Source organism: Streptomyces sp. NBC_00250 (genome assembly GCF_036192275.1).
Taxonomy (GTDB): Bacteria; Actinomycetota; Actinomycetes; order Streptomycetales; family Streptomycetaceae; genus Streptomyces.
The window spans coordinates 613,186-630,511 of the sequence record NZ_CP108088.1 but is presented as its reverse complement, the minus strand read 5'-3'; the positions used below and the strand labels follow the sequence as shown (position 1 = coordinate 630,511).

The 17,326-nt window shown below is 70.3% G+C and carries 10 protein-coding genes; 3 read left to right on the top strand and 7 right to left on the bottom strand.

What is annotated here, in order from left to right; genetic code table 11:
* Positions 1-48 precede the first annotated feature (48 nt).
* From OG259_RS02785 to OG259_RS02765, 5 genes are all read right to left on the bottom strand, one after another.
* Positions 49-1,257, bottom strand: coding sequence for an aminotransferase class I/II-fold pyridoxal phosphate-dependent enzyme (locus OG259_RS02785; RefSeq protein ID WP_328940704.1), 1,209 nt, complete (start codon positions 1,255-1,257; stop codon positions 49-51).
* A 50-nt stretch (positions 1,258-1,307) separates the two neighbouring features.
* The gene (locus tag OG259_RS02780) at positions 1,308-2,411 is read right to left on the bottom strand and encodes an SIS domain-containing protein (RefSeq protein ID WP_328940703.1); all 1,104 of its coding nucleotides are present in this window, start codon (positions 2,409-2,411) and stop codon (positions 1,308-1,310) included.
* A gap of 77 nt (positions 2,412-2,488) precedes the next feature.
* Entirely contained in the window at positions 2,489-3,229 is a 741-nt protein-coding gene (locus tag OG259_RS02775) for an SDR family NAD(P)-dependent oxidoreductase (RefSeq protein WP_328940702.1), read from the bottom strand.
* A 162-nt stretch (positions 3,230-3,391) separates the two neighbouring features.
* Positions 3,392-4,060 carry a class I SAM-dependent methyltransferase gene (locus OG259_RS02770; protein ID WP_328940701.1) on the bottom strand — a complete coding sequence of 223 codons (669 nt, stop codon included), beginning with the start codon at positions 4,058-4,060 and terminating at the stop codon, positions 3,392-3,394.
* A 90-nt stretch (positions 4,061-4,150) separates the two neighbouring features.
* Complete coding sequence (locus tag OG259_RS02765; protein WP_328940700.1) at positions 4,151-4,876, bottom strand: dienelactone hydrolase family protein; 726 nt, start codon at positions 4,874-4,876, stop codon at positions 4,151-4,153.
* A 704-nt stretch (positions 4,877-5,580) separates the two neighbouring features.
* Here OG259_RS02765 and OG259_RS02760 point away from each other — a divergent pair.
* Together OG259_RS02760 and OG259_RS02755 are read left to right on the top strand one after the other, a co-directional pair.
* Entirely contained in the window at positions 5,581-6,189 is a 609-nt protein-coding gene (locus OG259_RS02760) for an ATP-dependent Clp protease proteolytic subunit (protein WP_328946970.1), read from the top strand.
* A 57-nt stretch (positions 6,190-6,246) separates the two neighbouring features.
* The gene (locus tag OG259_RS02755; RefSeq protein WP_328940699.1) at positions 6,247-6,915 is read left to right on the top strand and encodes an ATP-dependent Clp protease proteolytic subunit; all 669 of its coding nucleotides are present in this window, start codon (positions 6,247-6,249) and stop codon (positions 6,913-6,915) included.
* 126 nt (positions 6,916-7,041) lie between these two features.
* Here the strand turns inward: OG259_RS02755 and OG259_RS02750 are convergent, their stop codons facing one another.
* Complete coding sequence (locus OG259_RS02750; protein ID WP_328940698.1) at positions 7,042-7,857, bottom strand: helix-turn-helix domain-containing protein; 816 nt, start codon at positions 7,855-7,857, stop codon at positions 7,042-7,044.
* Positions 7,858-8,495: 638 nt separating this feature from the next.
* The gene (locus OG259_RS02745) at positions 8,496-15,686 is read right to left on the bottom strand and encodes a non-ribosomal peptide synthetase (RefSeq protein ID WP_328940697.1); all 7,191 of its coding nucleotides are present in this window, start codon (positions 15,684-15,686) and stop codon (positions 8,496-8,498) included.
* 472 nt (positions 15,687-16,158) lie between these two features.
* Here OG259_RS02745 and OG259_RS02740 point away from each other — a divergent pair, with 472 nt between their 5' ends.
* The gene (locus tag OG259_RS02740; RefSeq protein ID WP_328940696.1) at positions 16,159-17,214 is read left to right on the top strand and encodes a methyltransferase; all 1,056 of its coding nucleotides are present in this window, start codon (positions 16,159-16,161) and stop codon (positions 17,212-17,214) included.
* The last annotated feature ends 112 nt before the right edge of the window (positions 17,215-17,326 follow it).

Below are 17,326 nucleotides of genomic sequence, written 5' to 3'. Positions count from 1 at the left end.
ATCCGACGGGACACGGAACCGAGTGGGGCGGGCGGAAGGCGGGGCGGCTCACCCCCTGGCGATCTCCTTCCCCGCCGCACCGAGGCGGGCCACCGCCTCGGTGACGGCCTCGGCGGACTTGCAGAAGGCGAAGCGGGCCAGCCACCGCGGGGCGTCGTCGCGGTGGTGGAAGGCGGAGCAGGGGATGGCCACCACTCCGGCGCGCGTCGGCAGGTCGCGGCAGAACTCCACGTCGTCCGTGTAGCCCCAGCCCCGTACGTCCGCCAGGACGAAGTAGCCGCCCTCACCGGCGAGAGTGGGCAGTCCGGCCGCCTCCAGCCCGTCCCGCAGCAGGGTGCGGCGGCCGGACAGCTCCTCGCGCAGTTCGGCGGTCCAGCCCTCGACGTCCCACAGCGCCCCGGCGACGGCGGCCTGGAAGGGCGTGCCGGCGGAGAAGGTGACGAACTGTTTGACGGAGAGGAGGGCGTCCACCAGCGGGGCGGGGCCGCAGGCCCAGCCGATCCGCCAGCCGGTGACGTTGAACGTCTTGCCCGCCCCGGAGACGACGAGGGTGCGTTCCCGCATGCCGGGCAGGGCGGCGATGGTGCGGTGGCGCCGCCCGTCGTACGTCAGGTGCTCGTAGACCTCGTCGGCGACGACGATCACCCCGTGCTCCTGGCACAGGGCGGCGACGACGGCGAGTTCCTCGTCGGTGAAGACCTTTCCGGTCGGGTTGTGCGGGGTGTTGAACAGCAGTACCCGGGTGCGTGGCCCGAAGCCGGCCCGAAGCGCGGCCTCGTCCAGGGCGAAGCCGTCGTCCGCGGAGGCCAGGGGTACGGTCACCAGCCGGGCGCCGGCCAGGTCGGCGCAGGCTGAGTAGGCGTCGTAGCAGGGGTCGAAGGTGAGGACCTCGTCCCCCGGGTCGCAGAGGGCGAGCAGGGCGGCCGACAGCGCCTCGGTGGCACCGGCGGTGATGACCACCTCGGTGTCCGGCCGGTACCGGACACCGGTGGTGCGCCGCCGGTAGGAGGCCACGGACTCGCGGAGCTCGGGGAGTCCGGCCGCCGGGGAGTACTGGTTGAGGCCCTTCGCCACGGCCGCGGTGACCGCGGCCGTCAGGGCGGCGGGGGCGGCCATGGCGGGCGCCCCCTGCCCCACGTCGACGGCCCCGGTACGGACGGCCAGGTCCCGCATCTCGCTGAAGACCGAGGGCCGGAAGTGCTGGATGCGGAGGGCCCGGTCACGGACGGGGACCGTCGGGCGGGAGGCGTCGTGCACGGTGTCCGGGGCCTCTTTCTCGAATGTTCCTGGGGGTCGAGGCGGACTGCCTAACCCTGTGCCAGCTCCGCACGGATGGTGTCCCCGTGGTACCAGGGGTTGCCGGCGGCCTCGGAGATCAGGTTCCGCGAGTCGGTGTCGTAGACCCGGCCGAGGTCGAGGGTGAGGTACTGGATCAGCTCCAGCGCGGTGAAGTACTTCCGCATGAAGGTGGGCTGGTCCAGCGCGATGGTGGTGACCTCGATGTTGCGGTTCTGCGGCAGGTCGCCGGTCAGCAGCCGGATCAGGTTCGCCATCTTCTGCTTGGTGTACTCGTCGTCCTCGTCGTCCTGCAGGATCAGCACGCTGTGCTTGCGCGAGGGGTCGGAGAGGGTCGCGACCTCGCTGTGGCAGAACTCGTGGAAGTAGTTCCGCGTGGCCGGGACCATCGCGATCTCGTTGAGGTGCATCTTGGCCAGCTTCAGCAGGCTCTCGTGCCACTTGGGGGACGCCAGCATGATGACGTTGGCGCCCTCGCTGCGGGCCGCGGCCGCGCGGGCGAGCTCACGGTGGGCGGGGGTGAAGTCGCGCTCCAGGTGGTCGGGGAGCGCTGCCACCTCGGCGCGGAAGTCCTGGGAGATCAGGCCCAGTTCGTAGAACATGTCGAGGAGGATCGCGAAGTACTGGCCGACGTGGAACAGCGGGTACTCGCGGTCCGGCTCGCTGAGCTGCCAGCGGGCGATGGAGACGCCGTGCTCCGTGCCCAGATCGCCGAGCTTGCCGCCCGAGGTGAGCAGCAGCACCCGGTCGTGGGCGTGCGCGAGGCGGTGGAAGACGTGCAGCGGCTCGGTGGAGTGGCCGCTGTAGGAGCTGAGGATGACGAGCGTCCGCTCGTCCTCGATGACGGACTCCGGTATGAGGTAGCGGAAGTCGTAGTCGTTGAAGACGTGGAATTCCAGCTCGGTGTCGATGGAGGTGAAGAAGGCCCGGACGACATCGGAGACGATGGCCGAGCAGCCCATGCCGGTGAAGACGACACGCTTGAAGTGACCGTTCTTCATCCGGTCGCGGAGTGCGGGGGTGATCTCGGCGATCGAGTACTCCTCCGGCTTGCGGAAGCCGCCCCGGTACTGCTTGGTGAGAAACTCCTCGTACCGATCGATACGCGACTGCATGGGGTGTTCCCTTTCGACTGTCCATGTGGGGGAGGTGCTGAGGCAGAGAGGGATCTTCGGTCCGGCGGTTCGCGTCGCTACCACATGAACTGGCCGCCGTCGACGATGAACTTCTGGCCGGTGATGTAGGCGGCCTTGTCGCTCACCAGGAACTCCAGGGCGTCGGCCATCTCCTCCGGGCTGCCGATCCGGCCCTGCGGGATCTCGGCCAGCAGCCGGTCCCGGTATTCCTGTTCGTCCGTGCGGAAACGCGTGCGCATCTCCTCGGTGTCGATCATTCCGGGGATCAGGGAGTTCACACGGATCGCCGGGGCGAGTTCCAGCGCCAGGCATTTGGTGAGGTGCAGCAGGCCGGCTTTGCTGGCGCAGTAGTTGGCTCCGTTGAGCCGCGGCCGGATGCCGGTGGTGGCGGCCACGTTGACCACCGATCCGCCGCCGGCCGCCAGCATGGCCGGGGCCAGGGCCCTGGTCATGTAGAAGGGGCCGGACAGATTGGCGGAGAGGACCTGGTCCCAGTCCGAGGTGGTCATCTCCAGGAACGGTCCGTCGATGTTGCGGCCCGCGTTGTTGACGAGCACGGACGGGGTGCCATGGGCATCGAGGACGAGCTCCGTGACCCGGGCGACGTCGTCGGCGTCGGACACGTCCGCCCGTAACGCCGTGAATCCGGCGCCCAGTTCCTTCGCGGCGAGGTCGGCGGACTCCTGGTCGCCCCGGTAGAGGGCGACGACCCGGTAGCCCGTCGACACCAGCCGACGGCTGAGGCTCACCCCGATTCCCTTGGTGCCACCGGTGACGACGGCAAGGCGATCCTGCAATGGAAGCTCCCTCGAACTGACGGCTGTTCGGGGATCACCCTTCACGGCGGGAGCGCGCGTATCCAGAACGTCGGCATGCTGGTACTCCGACTACCACTCCCGCCGACCGCCCGACGGCACCCGCCGTGTGCTGCCCTTTCGTCGTCCCGGCGGCCCGTCGGCTCAGCCGGGTCGCTTGGCCATGACGACCAGACCCGGCCCGCTGTACTCCTCCGGAGGGAGCCGGAGTTCGGCGACCGGAAGCAGGCCCGCCCGCTCGATCAGGTCCACGATCTGTTCCGGCCGCCATTTGTGTGTCGTCCAGCGCACGGGCACGCCTCCGTACGCCTCGGTCCGCACCATGTCCTCGTCGCCGACGTGGGTGGCCATGATGAAGTGTCCGCCCGGCTTCAACGCGCGGGTGAACTGGGCGAGAACCTGAGGAAGGACGTCACGGGGGAGGTTGAACAGGGACCACCACCCGAGCACGCCGCCGAGGGACGCTTCGGCGAGGTCGAGGTCGGTGGCGGAGGCGACGCTGAAACGGCACTGCGGGTGCAGACGGCGCGCGTTCTCGATCATCCGGGGAGAGAGATCCACCCCGGACACGTCGAGACCGCGTTCGGCCAGGTAGGCGGTGACCGTTCCGGGTCCGCACCCGACGTCGAGGACGGGCCCGAGCCCGCCCACTCTGTCGGCGAAGGCGTCGATCGACGCCTTGTGCCACGGATGGCGACGGATGTCGCCGATACCCGTCGTCAGGACCATGTCGGCGTAGTTGTCGGCCACCCGGTCATAGGACTCACGGACGACGTCGAGATCGGACGGGCGGTCGATGAGGTGTTCACGCATCAGCCAAAGATAGGGCTGCGCGACGGCCTTGGAGTGCGGCCGTCGTCGACCGGCCCGATGCGCGGACCGAAATCGCCGTGGCCGACCGGATCACTCCGTCACGGGCAGGCACTCGGCGAGCAGGTCGACGACGTCGCGCCAGGCTCGCCGTGCGTGCCGTGCGTGGTAGCCGACGCCCGGGACCACGGCCTGGTCGACCGGCGGGTGGTGGAAGGCGTGCAAGGCGCCGCCGTAGACCACGAGTCGCCAGTCGACGCCCGCGGCCTCCATCTCCTCCGTGAACGCCTCCCGCTGCCGGGGCGGCATGATCGGGTCCTCGGACCCGACTCCGGCCCACACCGGGCAGCGAATGCGCGCCGCCTCGCCCGGGCGGCCCGTGGTCAGCGCGTTCACCGTCCCGATCGCACGCAGGTCGACGCCGTCGCGCCCGAGTTCCAGCACGATGGCGCCCCCGGTGCCGTAGCCGACGGCGCCGATCCGGTCGGGGTCGGTCCGCGGTTCGGCGAGCAACACGTCCAGCGCCGCGTGGCCGATGCCCCGCATGCGGTCGGGGTCGGCGAGCAGGGGGGTCACCCGCGCCAGTATCTCCCCGGGGTCGGTGAACCAGCGCCCGCCGTTGATGTCGAAGGCCAGCGCCACGTATCCCAACTCGGCCAGGGTGTCGGCCCGGCGGCGTTGGAAGTCGTTCAGCCCCGGCCCTTCGGGCCCGACCAGGACCGCGGGCCTACGGTCGTCACCGGCCGGGAGCGCGAGGTGCCCGATCATCGTCAGGCCGTCGGCCGGGTACTCGACCGTGCGCGTGGTAACCGTCCTCATAAGTCTGGATTGTAGTGATCGACGACTCCCGTCGGGCTGGTCTCCTCGCCGACACGACCGCGCCGGTGCGCCTCTGACGTGCGGCGATGGCACACAGGATCCCTCTCAAAGCCAGGGCGCCGGAGGGGGTGTCGCCTTGACGGGCGGCGAAGGGGCAGTGGGTCGGCGCCGTCGGACCGGGAGCCTTCCACGCGGTGCCGGGGCCGCCCGCGGACCGCCCGCGGGACCGCCCGAGGTGGCCGGAAGTGGCCGCCCCCGGCCGCGTCATGGACGTCGGTCGGCTTCCCGTCCGCGGACCACCGTTTCCGGATCCGGCCCCTGTCGCCATTCCCGGTACCTGGCCGGTCGCTTCACACCTGGCCGGATTCGTCTCCCGATTCTTTCCCATTCTTTCTGTATGCACCGTTCCTGCTGGGACGACAGTCCACCGACTACGGGGCGTCGGCCCTGTCGCACGCGCAAAAATCCTCGCTTTCAGGCCACTTGAAGATCTGGACGGTGCGATCCTCCGCTCTCAGCGAACTATTCGGCAGCCGTGCAGCCCCCGGCATGAGTGCGTGTTAGCTTCGCCATATGTGAGGGTGGGGGGTGTTCACTCCCGCTTCGCTCACCGAATGGACGGAGCTCGGCCGGACCGGGACCCTCGCAAGGATGAGGAGTGAAATCACATGGGCGCTCAGCAGTTCCCGCTCGCATCGCACCAGATGCCGCCTTACGGCCTCGACGGACACGGTGACGCACCTGCCGGTGAGGCCGTTTACAACCGGCTTCTCAACGACCGGATCGTCTTCCTCGGAAAGGAAGTCGACGACGACATCGCGAACCGCATCACCGCGCAGCTGCTGATGCTCGCAGCGGACCCGACCCGCGACATTTACCTGTACATCAATTCCCCCGGTGGTTCGGTCACCGCGGGAATGGCGGTGTACGACACGATGCAGTACATCAAGAACGACGTCGTCACCATCGCCATGGGATTCTGCGCCTCCATGGGCCAGTTCCTGCTCACCGCCGGCGCGCCCGGCAAGCGCTTCGCGCTGCCCCACACCAAGATCCTGATGCACCAGCCTTCGGCCGGATTCGCGGGCACCGCCTCGGACATCAAGATCTACGTGGACCAGCTCAAGCGGACCAAGCTGGAGATGGCCGAGCTCATCGCCCACCACTCCGGCCAGAGCACCGAGACGATCACCCGCGACTCGGACCGCGACCGCTGGTTCACCGCGCAGGAGGCCAAGGACTACGGCCTGATCGACGAGGTCATGCAGTCGACGTCCGCCCTGCCCGGCGTGGGCGCAGTCACGCCCCGCTAGCTCCCTCCCGCCTCCCGGCGGACCCAGCACCTATCCCCACCCGGAGGACCGCGCGCAATGAGCACGCCCACTTCTTCCCCAGCACCCGGCCCCGCCGGCTCCGGTGCCATGCTCCCGCAGAGCCGCTACATCGTGCCGCGCTTCGTCGAGCGCACGTCGCAGGGCACCAGGGAGTACGACCCGTACGCCAAGCTCTTCGAAGAGCGCATCATCTTCCTCGGCCACGAGGTCGACGACGTCGTGGCGAACGACATCATGGCCCAGCTGTTATGCCTGGAGTCCATCGACCCGGACCGGGACATCTCCCTGTACATCAACTCGCCCGGCGGGTCCCTGACGGCGCTCACCGCCGTCTACGACACCATGCAGTTCGTCAAGCCCGACATCCAGACGGTCTGCCTGGGGCAGGCCAACTCGGTGGCCGCCGTGATCCTGGCCACCGGTACGCCCGGCAAGCGCACGGCCCTGCCCAGTGCCCGGATCCTCCTGCAGCAGCCTCGCAGCCACGGCACGCAGGGCCAGGTCTCCGACCTGGTGATCGAGGCCACCGAGGTGCAGCGCCAGCGTGAGCTGGTGGAGGGCATGCTCGCCCAGCACACCCGGCGGGATCTGAACCAGATCCGTGAGGACGTCGAGCGGGACTACGTCCTCACCGCCGAGCAGGCCCTGGAATTCGGACTGATCGACCACGTCATCAGCCCGCGCTCCCTCGTCCGCGGCTCCTGACGGGCACCCGTCCGCCGCGTCGTCCGCGTCGGCGGGGGCCCTTGCGGTCCCCGCTCTGACGCCCGCGGGCAGCAGAACCCGGCGGGGCCGGGGAGTTCGCTCCCCGGCCCCGCCGTCGTCGTTCCCTCAGTGACCGGAGAGCTGCGGCAGGTGGTAGACGACCTCCAGCGACGGATGCATGCCGTCGGCGAGGATGACCAGTCGCATCGGGACCGTGCCGCGCCGCGGGTGGCGGAGCCGACGGAACTGCGGCTCCGTGTTGAGCACCCGGTACTCGCCCCACAAGGTTCGGAAATCGCAACTGACCTGCTTGAGGTCCTCGACCATCTCGCTGACGGAGCTCCGGCCGGGGAAACCGGCCGACACCGCTCGCAACCTGCCCACCTGGTCCCGGGCGTCGCGCCGCCAGTCGGCCAGCCGAACCCTCGCCTCGGGCGCGGTGAACAGCCACCAGAGCAGGTTCCGGCGGGCCTCAGGCATGCGCCCGAAGTCCGTGTACCACTCGGCGGCGGCCTCGTTCCAGCCGAGGATGTCACCCAACTTGTTGACGACGTAGGCGGGGTTGGGGCTCAGCGAGTCGGCCACCTGCTGCAGCGCGGTCTCGGTCGGGGCGTGCCGTCTTTCGAGGCGTTGCGGGAAGGTCCGGCTGTGGACGAGCTGGTGGATGTATTCGCGCTCGTGTTCGGCCAGATTCAGGGCGCCGGCCAGGCTGTCCAGGACCTTGAATGAGGGGGAAACGTTCCTCCCCTGTTCGAGCAGTGTGTACCAGGTGAGGCTCAACCCCGCGAGTGCCGCCACTTCTTCCCGGCGGAGGCCAGGGGTCCGCCTCCGGGGGCCGTTCGGGAGGTCGACATCCGCCGGGCTGAGACTTTCGCGTCGAGTGCGTAAGAAATGGGCGAGTTCCTGCCTGCTGACTTCGTTGTCTAAAGCAACGCCATTCATCAAGTCTCTTCTTCCCCGATAAGGAATTCCCACGTATCCGCCGTTGTGCGGGGGTACGCCGTGTCCGCGTGGAGTCGGCAGTGCCGGGTCAGGCCCACCGGCACTGCAACCCCCCTGCGTCCAGGGGCATTCCCCGCACTACGAAGGAGTCCAAGTTCCACGGGCAGCCTAATGCATACGTGGCGGATGAACTGAGATGGAGATCAAGGTTTGGGCGTCAAGGCGGGCGGGTATTGCCGATTGGCGTGAGAGTGTTTTTTGGACACTATCGGCCTGATGGTCAACAGGCGGTCATCGCCGCATAATTTCGGGCTGCAAACCCCGTAGGTGTCCCGTCACCGAGTCGTGGTGGTCGAGGAGTGCCGCTCGCAACGACGAGAGCGTCGGCCGGTGATCCCGTACCAGCGCTCCAGGTCACCCCGGCCAGGCCCCCGCCGGGGCCACGTCCTCCGGGCCGCACGTCCGGCCGCCGGGTGGCGGTCGCCGCCCCGGTCAGGCCGCGGCGGACCGCGGGGTCGAACCCGTCGGCGCCGGCGCGGTCGTTCCCCCGCGCTCGGCGCCCGTCGGCGAACTCCGCACTGTCACCCCCGGCCCCCGGCCTCGAAGCCGGGCAGCATCAGTGCGGAGCCGCCGTCGTACTACCTGCTCCCCTCCCCCGAAGTTCCCTCCCGGAAGGGGCGTTCAGCGGCCCGTGCCACATGCTCGGCGACGACGGCGACGTGCGGCTCCTCCAGAAGCACCAAGTGGTCGCCGGGCACGTCGACCACCTCGACCCGGCCGGTGGTCATCTCCCGCCAGCCGTTCGACGGGTCCTCGTGGAGGCTGCTGGCCGCACCGTGCATCGGTTCGAGCACCTTGGGCAGGGGAGCGTCGGCCCGCAGCAGCACGAGGTCCTCGTCGGCCCGCTCGGGCCGGTAGGTCAGCAGCGCGTGCCAGTGCGCCTTGAACATCGCGAAGAGGCGGCGCACCGCGCTCTGCGACCCCTCCGCCGGCAGGATGCCCGCCGCCGTGGCGCGCTCCACGACGAAGCCGAACTTGCCGTCGGCGTCGAGGCCCTCGGGGATGGCCTCCAGCGGGGTCTGCCCACCGCGCTCCATCCACAGCAGTTCCCAGAAGAACCACTCCAGGAGGGAGCCGTCGGCGATGCTCGGCCGGTCCCCGGGGGCGACCGCGATCGGGTCGATGAGGATCAGCGAGGCGACGTCCTCGGGATGGGTACGGCGCAGCTGCCGGGCCATCTCGAACGCGATGAAGCCGCCGAACGACCAGCCGCCGATGACGTACGGGCCGTCGGGCCGTGCCCGCCGGACGGCCTCCAGGTAGCGGGCGGCGATCTCGGGTATGGAGTCGGACGGTTCGACGCCCGGGTGGGTGCCGGCGGCCTGCAGCGCGTACACCGGCTGGTCCTCGGGCAGGTGCTTGGCCAGGCCCAGGTAGCAGAGCACGTTGCCGCCCAGCGGGTGGACGAGGAACATCGGCGGGCGGCTGCCCGTCGTCCGGATCGGGACGACCGGGTCGTAGGCCACGCCCGCCTCCCGCTCCCGCAGCCGCTCGGCGAGCCCGGCGACGGTGGGGGTGCCGATGAGCGCCGACAGCGGGACGTTGACCCCGAAGAGCTTCTCGATCGTCACCACGAGCCGCATCGCCGTCAGCGAGGTGCCGCCGAGCGCGAAGAAGTCGTCGTGCACCCCGACCTCCGGCACCTGCAGGAGCTCGGCCAGCACTCCGGCCAGCGCGCGTTCCTGGGCGTCGCGCGGCGCCACCCGGTCGGCGCTCACCCGGGAGGCCAGGGCCGTGCGGCGCAGCCGTGCGTCGTCCCGCTTCCCGCTGGGGGTCAGCGGCAGCGCGGGCAGCCACTCGAAGTGCGAGGGCACCATGTAGTCGGGCAGGAGCCCGCGCAGCCGCGCCCTGAGGTCCTCGACCGGTGCCGCGCCCACCTCGCCGACGAGGAAGGCCGCGAGGAAGGCGTCGGCGCCGTCACGGTGGCGGGCCACGACCGCGACCTCGCGGACACCGGGGTACTCGTCGGCCAGCTTGGTCAGTGCCAGTTCCACCTCGGCGAGTTCGACGCGGAAGCCGCGCACCTTGACCTGGGAGTCCTCCCGGCCGAGCCAGACGAGGTCGCCGCCCGGCAGGAGGCGGGCCAGGTCGCCCGTGCGGTAGAGGCGTTCGCCGGGCTCCCCGAAGGGATGGGGGACGAAGCGCTCGTCGGTGAGGTCGGGCCGCCCCAGGTAGCCGTGGGCCAGGCAGACGCCGCCGATGTGGATGATGCCCTTCGCGCCGGGCGGTACGGGCCGCATGTCGGCGTCGAGCACGTACAGGTCGATGCCGTCCAGGGGCCTGCCGATGGGCGGCAGTGCCGGGAACTCCGCCGGGTCACCGGACATGGTGAAGCTGGTGAGGAGGTGGGTCTCGGTGGGGCCGTACTGGTTCTCCAGCACCGTTCCCGGCACCGCGGCGCAGAAGCGGCGGATCTCGTCGGTGACGCGCAGCTGCTCACCGGAGGAGATGATCACGCGCAGCGCGGCCGGGCGGATGCCGAGGGCCTCGGAGGCCTCGGCGAGTTGCTGCAGCGCGACGTACGGCAGGAAGACCCGCTCGACCGCCTCCCGGTCGAGGAGTCGCAGCAGTGCGGGCATGTCCCGCCGCTCGTCCTCGCGGACCAGCTGGAGCGTGCCGCCGCCGCACAGCGTCGAGAAGATCTCCTGGAAGGAGACGTCGAAGCTCAGCGGTGCGAACTGCAGCGTCTTGCCACCGGCCGCCCCGCTCGCGGCGGGAATCTGCCACTCCATGTAGTTGGCCAGCGTCCGGTGCGGCAGCACGACGCCCTTGGGCTCACCGGTCGACCCGGAGGTGAAGAGGATGTACGCGGTCGTCTCCCCGGTGACGGTGGGCAGCGCCACCGGTTCCGGGCCGTCGTCCGCCGCGAGCGCCTCGTCCAGCGGAAGCACTCGGGCGCCGGGGAACAGAGCGGCGTGACGCTCGGGAGCGAGCACCCGGAAGGGATCCGCGCGATCGACCATCAGCGCGAGCCGGTCCGGCGGGTACGTCACGTCCATGGGCACGCAGGCCGCGCCGGCCTTGGCGATGCCCAGCAGCGCCGCCACGACCTCGGGGGAGCGGTCCATCGCCAGGCCGATGTGGGAACCGGCGCCCGCACCCAGCCGCACCAGCCTGCGGGCCACCCGGTCGGCGGCCTCGCCCAGCCGCCGGTACGTCCACCGCTGGTCCTCGAAGGCCACGGCGATCGCGTCCGGTGTCGCGGCGACCCGCTCGTCGAAACGGTCGGTGACCAGGGCGGGCAGCTCCGTACGGGGCGCTGGGGCGACCGCCGGGGCGAGGAAACCGAAACCGACGGGCTCGTCGGGCCGTTCGACGATCCGGCGCAGCAGATCCAGGTAGACACGGCCGAACCGGTCGGCCTGCGACCGGGTGAAGACGCGGCCGTCGTGGTCCATGCGCAGCCAGATCCGCTTGTCGGCCGGGTCGACGACCGCGTTGACCAGGAGCTTGAAGTTCGTCTCCTCGTAGGTGCGGAAGTCCGTCAGCTCCACACCGGTGTTCTGCAGCAGCTCGCTGAGGACACGCGGGTTGACGTAGTTGAAGGCCGACTCGATCACGGTGTCGCCGCCGAGGTCCTCCTGGACGGCGCTCAGGGGGTAGTGGCGGTGCGGGTGCGCCTCCTGCTCCTGCAGATGGGCCTCGCGCACCACGTCCAGCCAGCTGCGGTGGCCCGGACCGATGCGGATGGGCGTCGTACCGAGGAACAGGCCCGTGACGCGCTCGGCACCGGCGAGCTCCGGCCGCCCGTGCATGACGAGGCCGGTGACCACGTCGTCGGTGCCGCCGAACAGCCGCAGCAGCAGGCAGTGCGCGGCGAACAGCACGGACTTGATGGGAACGGACCGCTCCCGGGTGAAGCGGCGCAGCGCCTCCCCGAGACCGTCGGGGAGCTCCACCCGGTGCGCGAAGACGCCCTCGGAGCCCGGCGCCTCGTACGGCCGGAAGCCGTCGAACTGTACGGGCTCCGCCCCGGCGAGCTTGTGCCGCCAGAAAGCCCGTCCGGCCTCGGAGGCCAGGGCACGCCGCTCGTCGAGCACATAGTGCGCGGCGGACGGCAGCGGGCCGTCCGCGACGGGCTCCACGTCCTGCCCGGTCTCGTGCAGGTAGTCCTGCAGCAGCTCCCGGACCAGGGTCGCCACGCTCCAGCCGTCGAGGATCGCGTGGTGGAAGCTGAGGACGAGCTCCACCGAGTCCCGCAGGGCGTGGGCGCGGAAGAGATAGAGCGGCGGGTTGTCGAAGTCATAGGCGTGGTGGCGGCGTTCCTCGATGTGCGCCCCGATGACGGCCTCGGCCTCTCCGGCACCGGCCTCGCGCAGGTCGACGACCTCCAGCCCGCCGTCGACCTGCGGGCGGACGGTCTGCAGGGGTTCGGAGAAGCCGGCCAGCGAGAAGCCGGAGCGCAGCACCGGGTGCCGCACCGTGAGCCGGGCGAACGCCGTGCGCAGCGCCTGCTCGTCCCACGGCAGCCGGAGCGAGTAGTGGAAGACGTCGTGGTAGACGGCCGAGTTCTCGTGCTCGCGGCTGTGGTAGAGCAGGCCGAGCTGGAGGCGGGTCGCGGGGTAGGCGTCGGCCAGGCCGGTCAGCCGGGCCCGGTCGACGGTCGGCACGAGGGCGAAGGGCGCCGGCTCCGCCGCGTCCGCCGGGGCGGCGGAGGTGCGCACCCGTCCGGCGAGACCGGCCACGGTGGGGTTGAGCACCAGGTCGGCCAGGGCGAAGCGGATGCCCTGCTTCTCCGCCAGGGCGCGGATGCGCAGCATGAGGATGGAGTCGCCGCCCAGGGCGTAGTAGTTCTGGTGCACCCCCACCCGCTCCACGCCCAGCACCTCGGACCAGATGGCGGCCAGTGCCGCCTCGACCTCGTCGCGCGGTGCCTCGTCACCGGTCGCGGACAGCTCGGGCGCCGGGAGCCTGCGACGGTCGGTCTTGCCGTTCGGGGTCAGCGGGAGCTCGTCCAGCCGCTGGAAGTGGGCCGGGATCATGTACCCGGGGAGGGCGGCGGCCAGATGACCGCGCAGCACCGCCGCGTCCAGTTCCTCGTCTGCGGTGTAGTAGCCGACGAGGTAGGTGCCTCGGTCGGCCGACCGGTGGTCGGTGACGGCCGCGGTCCGGACGCCGGGGCAGGTCGCCAGGCGGTCCTGCACCTCGCCGAGTTCGACGCGGTTGCCGCGGATCTTCACCTGTCCGTCGATCCGGCCCAGGTACTCGATGTCCCCGTCCGCCAGGCGGCGCACGAGGTCGCCGGTGCGGTACATGCGGCCGCCGGGTACGAACGGGTCGTCGGCGAACTTCTCCCGGGTCAGCTCCGGCCGGTTCAGATAGCCGCGGGCCACGCCGACACCCGCGATGCACAGCTCGCCGGGCGCGCCGACCGGCTGCGGGCCGCCGTCCTCGTCCAGCACGTACAGACGGATGTTGTCGATGGGCCGGCCGATCGGCACGCGGCCCACCGGCCGTGCGGGGTCGGCGGGGCAGTCGAAGAACGAGACGTCGACGGTGGCCTCGGTCGGCCCGTACAGGTTGACGAGCCGGGGTGCCGCCCGCCCGGCGAAGACCCGGTTGAATCGGTCCACCAGGGCGGGCGGGAGCGCCTCGCCGCTGCAGAAGACGTGGTGCAGCGACCGGGCGTCGTCGACCAGCCCGGGGGCGTCCTCCAGGAGGTCCAGGAAGCCGGCGAACATCGACGGCACGAAGTGGACGACGCCGACCCGGCGGCGGGCGATCGTACGCAGGATCTCCCGGGGGTCCTTCTCGCCGCCCGGCGGCAGCAGGGCGAGGGAGGCACCCTCGACGGCCCACCAGAACAGCTCCCACACCGAGACGTCGAAGGAGATCGGCGTCTTCTGCAGCAGGACGTCGCCCTCGCCGACGGGGTAGCGGCTCTGCATCCACGCCAGACGGTTGATCACCGAACGGTGCTCGACGACCACCCCCTTGGGCTTCCCCGTGGAACCCGAGGTGTAGATGACGTAGGCGGGGTCGCGCGGGCCGGCGGCCGGCTCCAGGGGTGCGCCGGAGGCCTGCGGCAGCTCCTCCACGTCCAGGACGGGCACCCCGCCGCCGGCCGGCCCGTGGGCTTCGCCGCCGCCCGCCACCAGGACGGCCTTGGCGCCCGAGTCCTCGATGAGGAACCGGATCCGCTCCGCCGGGTAGTCCGGGGCCACCGGCGTATAGGCACCGCCCGACTTCAGTACGCCGAGGACGGCGGCCGGCATGGCCAGGCAGCGGTCCATCAGCACCGCGACGCGGTCACCGGGTCGCACCCCCCGCTCCCGCAGCACCCGCGCGATGCGGTTGGCCCGCTCGTCGAGCGCGGCGAACGTGAACGATTCCCCGGTGGCGTCGTCGACGACGGCCGTGCGGTCCGGGGTACGGGCGACCTGCTCCTCGAACAGCCCGTGCAGCGTCCGGTCCGCGGCGTACTCCACGGCCGTCTTGTTGCAGCCGTCCACCAGCGCGGCCCGCTCGTCGGCGGCCAGCATGGAGATCCCGGCGAGCGGCAGGTCCGGGTCGTCGAGGGTGCGCTCGATGAGGGCCTTGAGATGGCGGCCCACCGCCTCGACGGGGAAGTCCTCGTCGAAGACGTCGCAGCCGTAGTCCACGTCGACGAGGAGGTCGCCGACGTCGTCGAGCTCGTTGACGACGACCGCCAGCGCGTCCGTGTCGTGGGCACGGGCCTGCACCACGGTCCCGTAGGACAGGCCGGGGAGCTCCAGCTGCCGCGGCCAGCGCAGGTGGGCGATGGTCACGTCGAACAGGCGGCGTGGCCCGTCGCTGCTGTGCAGGGAGACGTCCCGCAGCACGTCGCCCAGGGCCAGCCGCTCGTGCGGCTTGAGGGCGCGGGTGGCGCCCCGGATCTCCGCCACGAGCTCGCCCATGGTCTTGTCGCCCGACGGACGTGCGAGCAGCGGCAGGGTGTTGGCGAAGTGACCGACCGTCCGCCGCTGTTCGTCGGTGGGCCGGTTGAGCAGCGGGACGCCGAGCACGATCTCCTCGGTGCGCAGCACGCGGGAGAGGTAGACGGAGAAGGCGGCCGAGACGAAGGCGAAGACCGACTCGCCGCGCTCGCGGATCCGGTTCACCAGGGCCCGCTCGACGACGAAGCTGTGGCGGGCGCTGCGCCGGGCGCCGCTGGCCTCCTTGCGGGGGAAGAACTCGGGGACGACGCCCGCCATGGACGCGCGGAAGAAGTCCCGGTCCGCCTCGTGCTCCCGCGAGGCGCGGTAGTCGCCCTCGGTGCGCACGAAGTCGACGTACTGCGGGGCTTCGGCCGTGAGCGGTGCACCGGTGCGCAGGACGTGCTCGTAGTCGGCACGGACCCGTGTCATGAACAGGTTGAGGCCCCAGGCGTCGGCGACGATGTGGTGGGCCTTGACGTGCGCGTGGACGACGGAACCGGACTCCACGAGGAGGGTCAGTTCGGACGTCCGTCCCCCGCGCAGATCGAAGGGCCGGTCGAAGGAGTCGCGTATCCATCGGCGACAGGCCGCCGCCGGATCGGGCTCGGCGCTCAGATCGACCGTGCGGACCTCCGGCACGTCGGCGAGCCACTGGTGGGGCGTGCCCTCCACCTCGCCGAAACGCAGCCGGAACGCGTCGGACGCCTCGGCCGCCCGGTGCAGGCAGTCCGCCAGTAGGCCGAGGTCGGCGGAGCCCTGGAAGCTGTCGTAGATCTGGCAGTTGAACTGGGGGTTTTCCGGGAAATTGGCGTTGGCCGCCCACACGTCACGCTGATATGCCGTCAGTGGGGTACGCGCAATGGCATTCACAAGCTTGGTCCCCTCGCACAAGTCTGCTGATCCGCGGCCGATCTTGCACGGACGAGCGGAACGCATCCAGAACGCAGGGATCCTGGTAGTCGCAGTACTTGGTTGACTGGGTGGTTTTCGGCCTTGTAAACAAAAGTATTTCGAGCGTCTTCGGGGCTCCGGCGGCCTCAAGTGAAGGGATGCGGAAGAGTGCACCGCACGATTCACGCCACCCACAGTGATCATCGCCGCATGAGGGGCCTTGTGTGACCACCGGAGTTTGTTGTTGCCTCTGTTGCACCGAAGCCCGCTCAGGCCTGTCGGGCGGCGGTATTCGTCGTGGAAGCCGGCCGCGGATGGCGATCCGCGGCGCCGGCTTCCGCTGCCTGCGCCCCATGGGCCATCGATCGGCAGAACCGGACGATGCCGGACTTCACCACGACTCGGCCGAAGGCATACGCCGGAGGCCCGCGATTCCGTGAAGGGGATCATCATGACCGAACCGTCGGCGACCGCCCTGGACGACCTGTGGAATATGGTGTACGGCAGTTTCCGGTTCCCGTTCCTGCATGCCGCGCAACGCCTGGAATTGTTCACCTTCCTCAAGGAGCGGCCGGGCAGCACCCTCGAAGAGATCACCGCCGAACTGGGGCTCGAAGAACGCGCGGGACACGTGCTGCTGCTGGGGTGTTCCGCGTTCGACCTCGTGCGCAAGGACGGCGAGGGATATCACAACACCGCCGCCACCGATCTCCTGGCGGGCGATCCTGACGCCTTCATGCCCGTCATCATCCGCTACACGCAGGAGATGCTGTACCGGCCGGTGGGCTGGCTGTACGAATCGCTGGTGAAGAACGAGAACCTGGGGCTGCACCGCGAGCTGCTCGCCGGATCGTCGGCGACCACGCTCTACGAGCTCCTCGGCGAGGACGAGAACCTCGAGAAGGTGTTCACCGCCATGATGGAGCACCAGAGCCGCTCGGTGGTCGAGGACTTCGTCGACACCGTGGACTTCTCGTCGTACCAGCGCGTACTGGACGTCGGCGGAGGCACCGGAACCAACGCCATCAGCTTCGCCCAGCGCTGGCCGCAGCTCCAGGCGACCATCCTCGAACTGCCGAACGTGGCGAAGATGGCGAACGACCGGATCGCCGAGGCCGGCCTGTCCGAGCGGGTCCGCGCGATCGGAACCGACATCCTGCAGGACGAGTTCCCCACGTCGTCCCACGACTGCGTCGTGTACTCCCGGTTCCTCGAAATCTGGTCCCCGGAGCAGGTCCGCGAGCTCTTCGCGAAGACCTACCGGGCGTTGGAGCCGGGCGGTCACATGGTGATCGTCGCCGTCGCCCAGGAGGACGACGAGACCGGTCCCGCCCACGCCGCGTTCATGTCGGCGTACCTCCACACGGTCGCGTCGCCCGAGGGCCGCACCTACACGCCGCAGGAATTCGAGCGGTGGTACACCGAAGTGGGCTTCGAGCCGATGGATCGCCAGTACCCCGGGCGGTTCGACGTCATCCTCCGCGCCCGCAAGCCCCTGGACGGCTGAGTCCACGCACCTGGTCCTCGGCACGTTCCCGGTGACCACGTGGTCCTCCCGGAGAAATCGCACGTGAACGTCGTCGCCCAGAAGGTCGCAGAAGCGATGGCCGGCCGCCTCG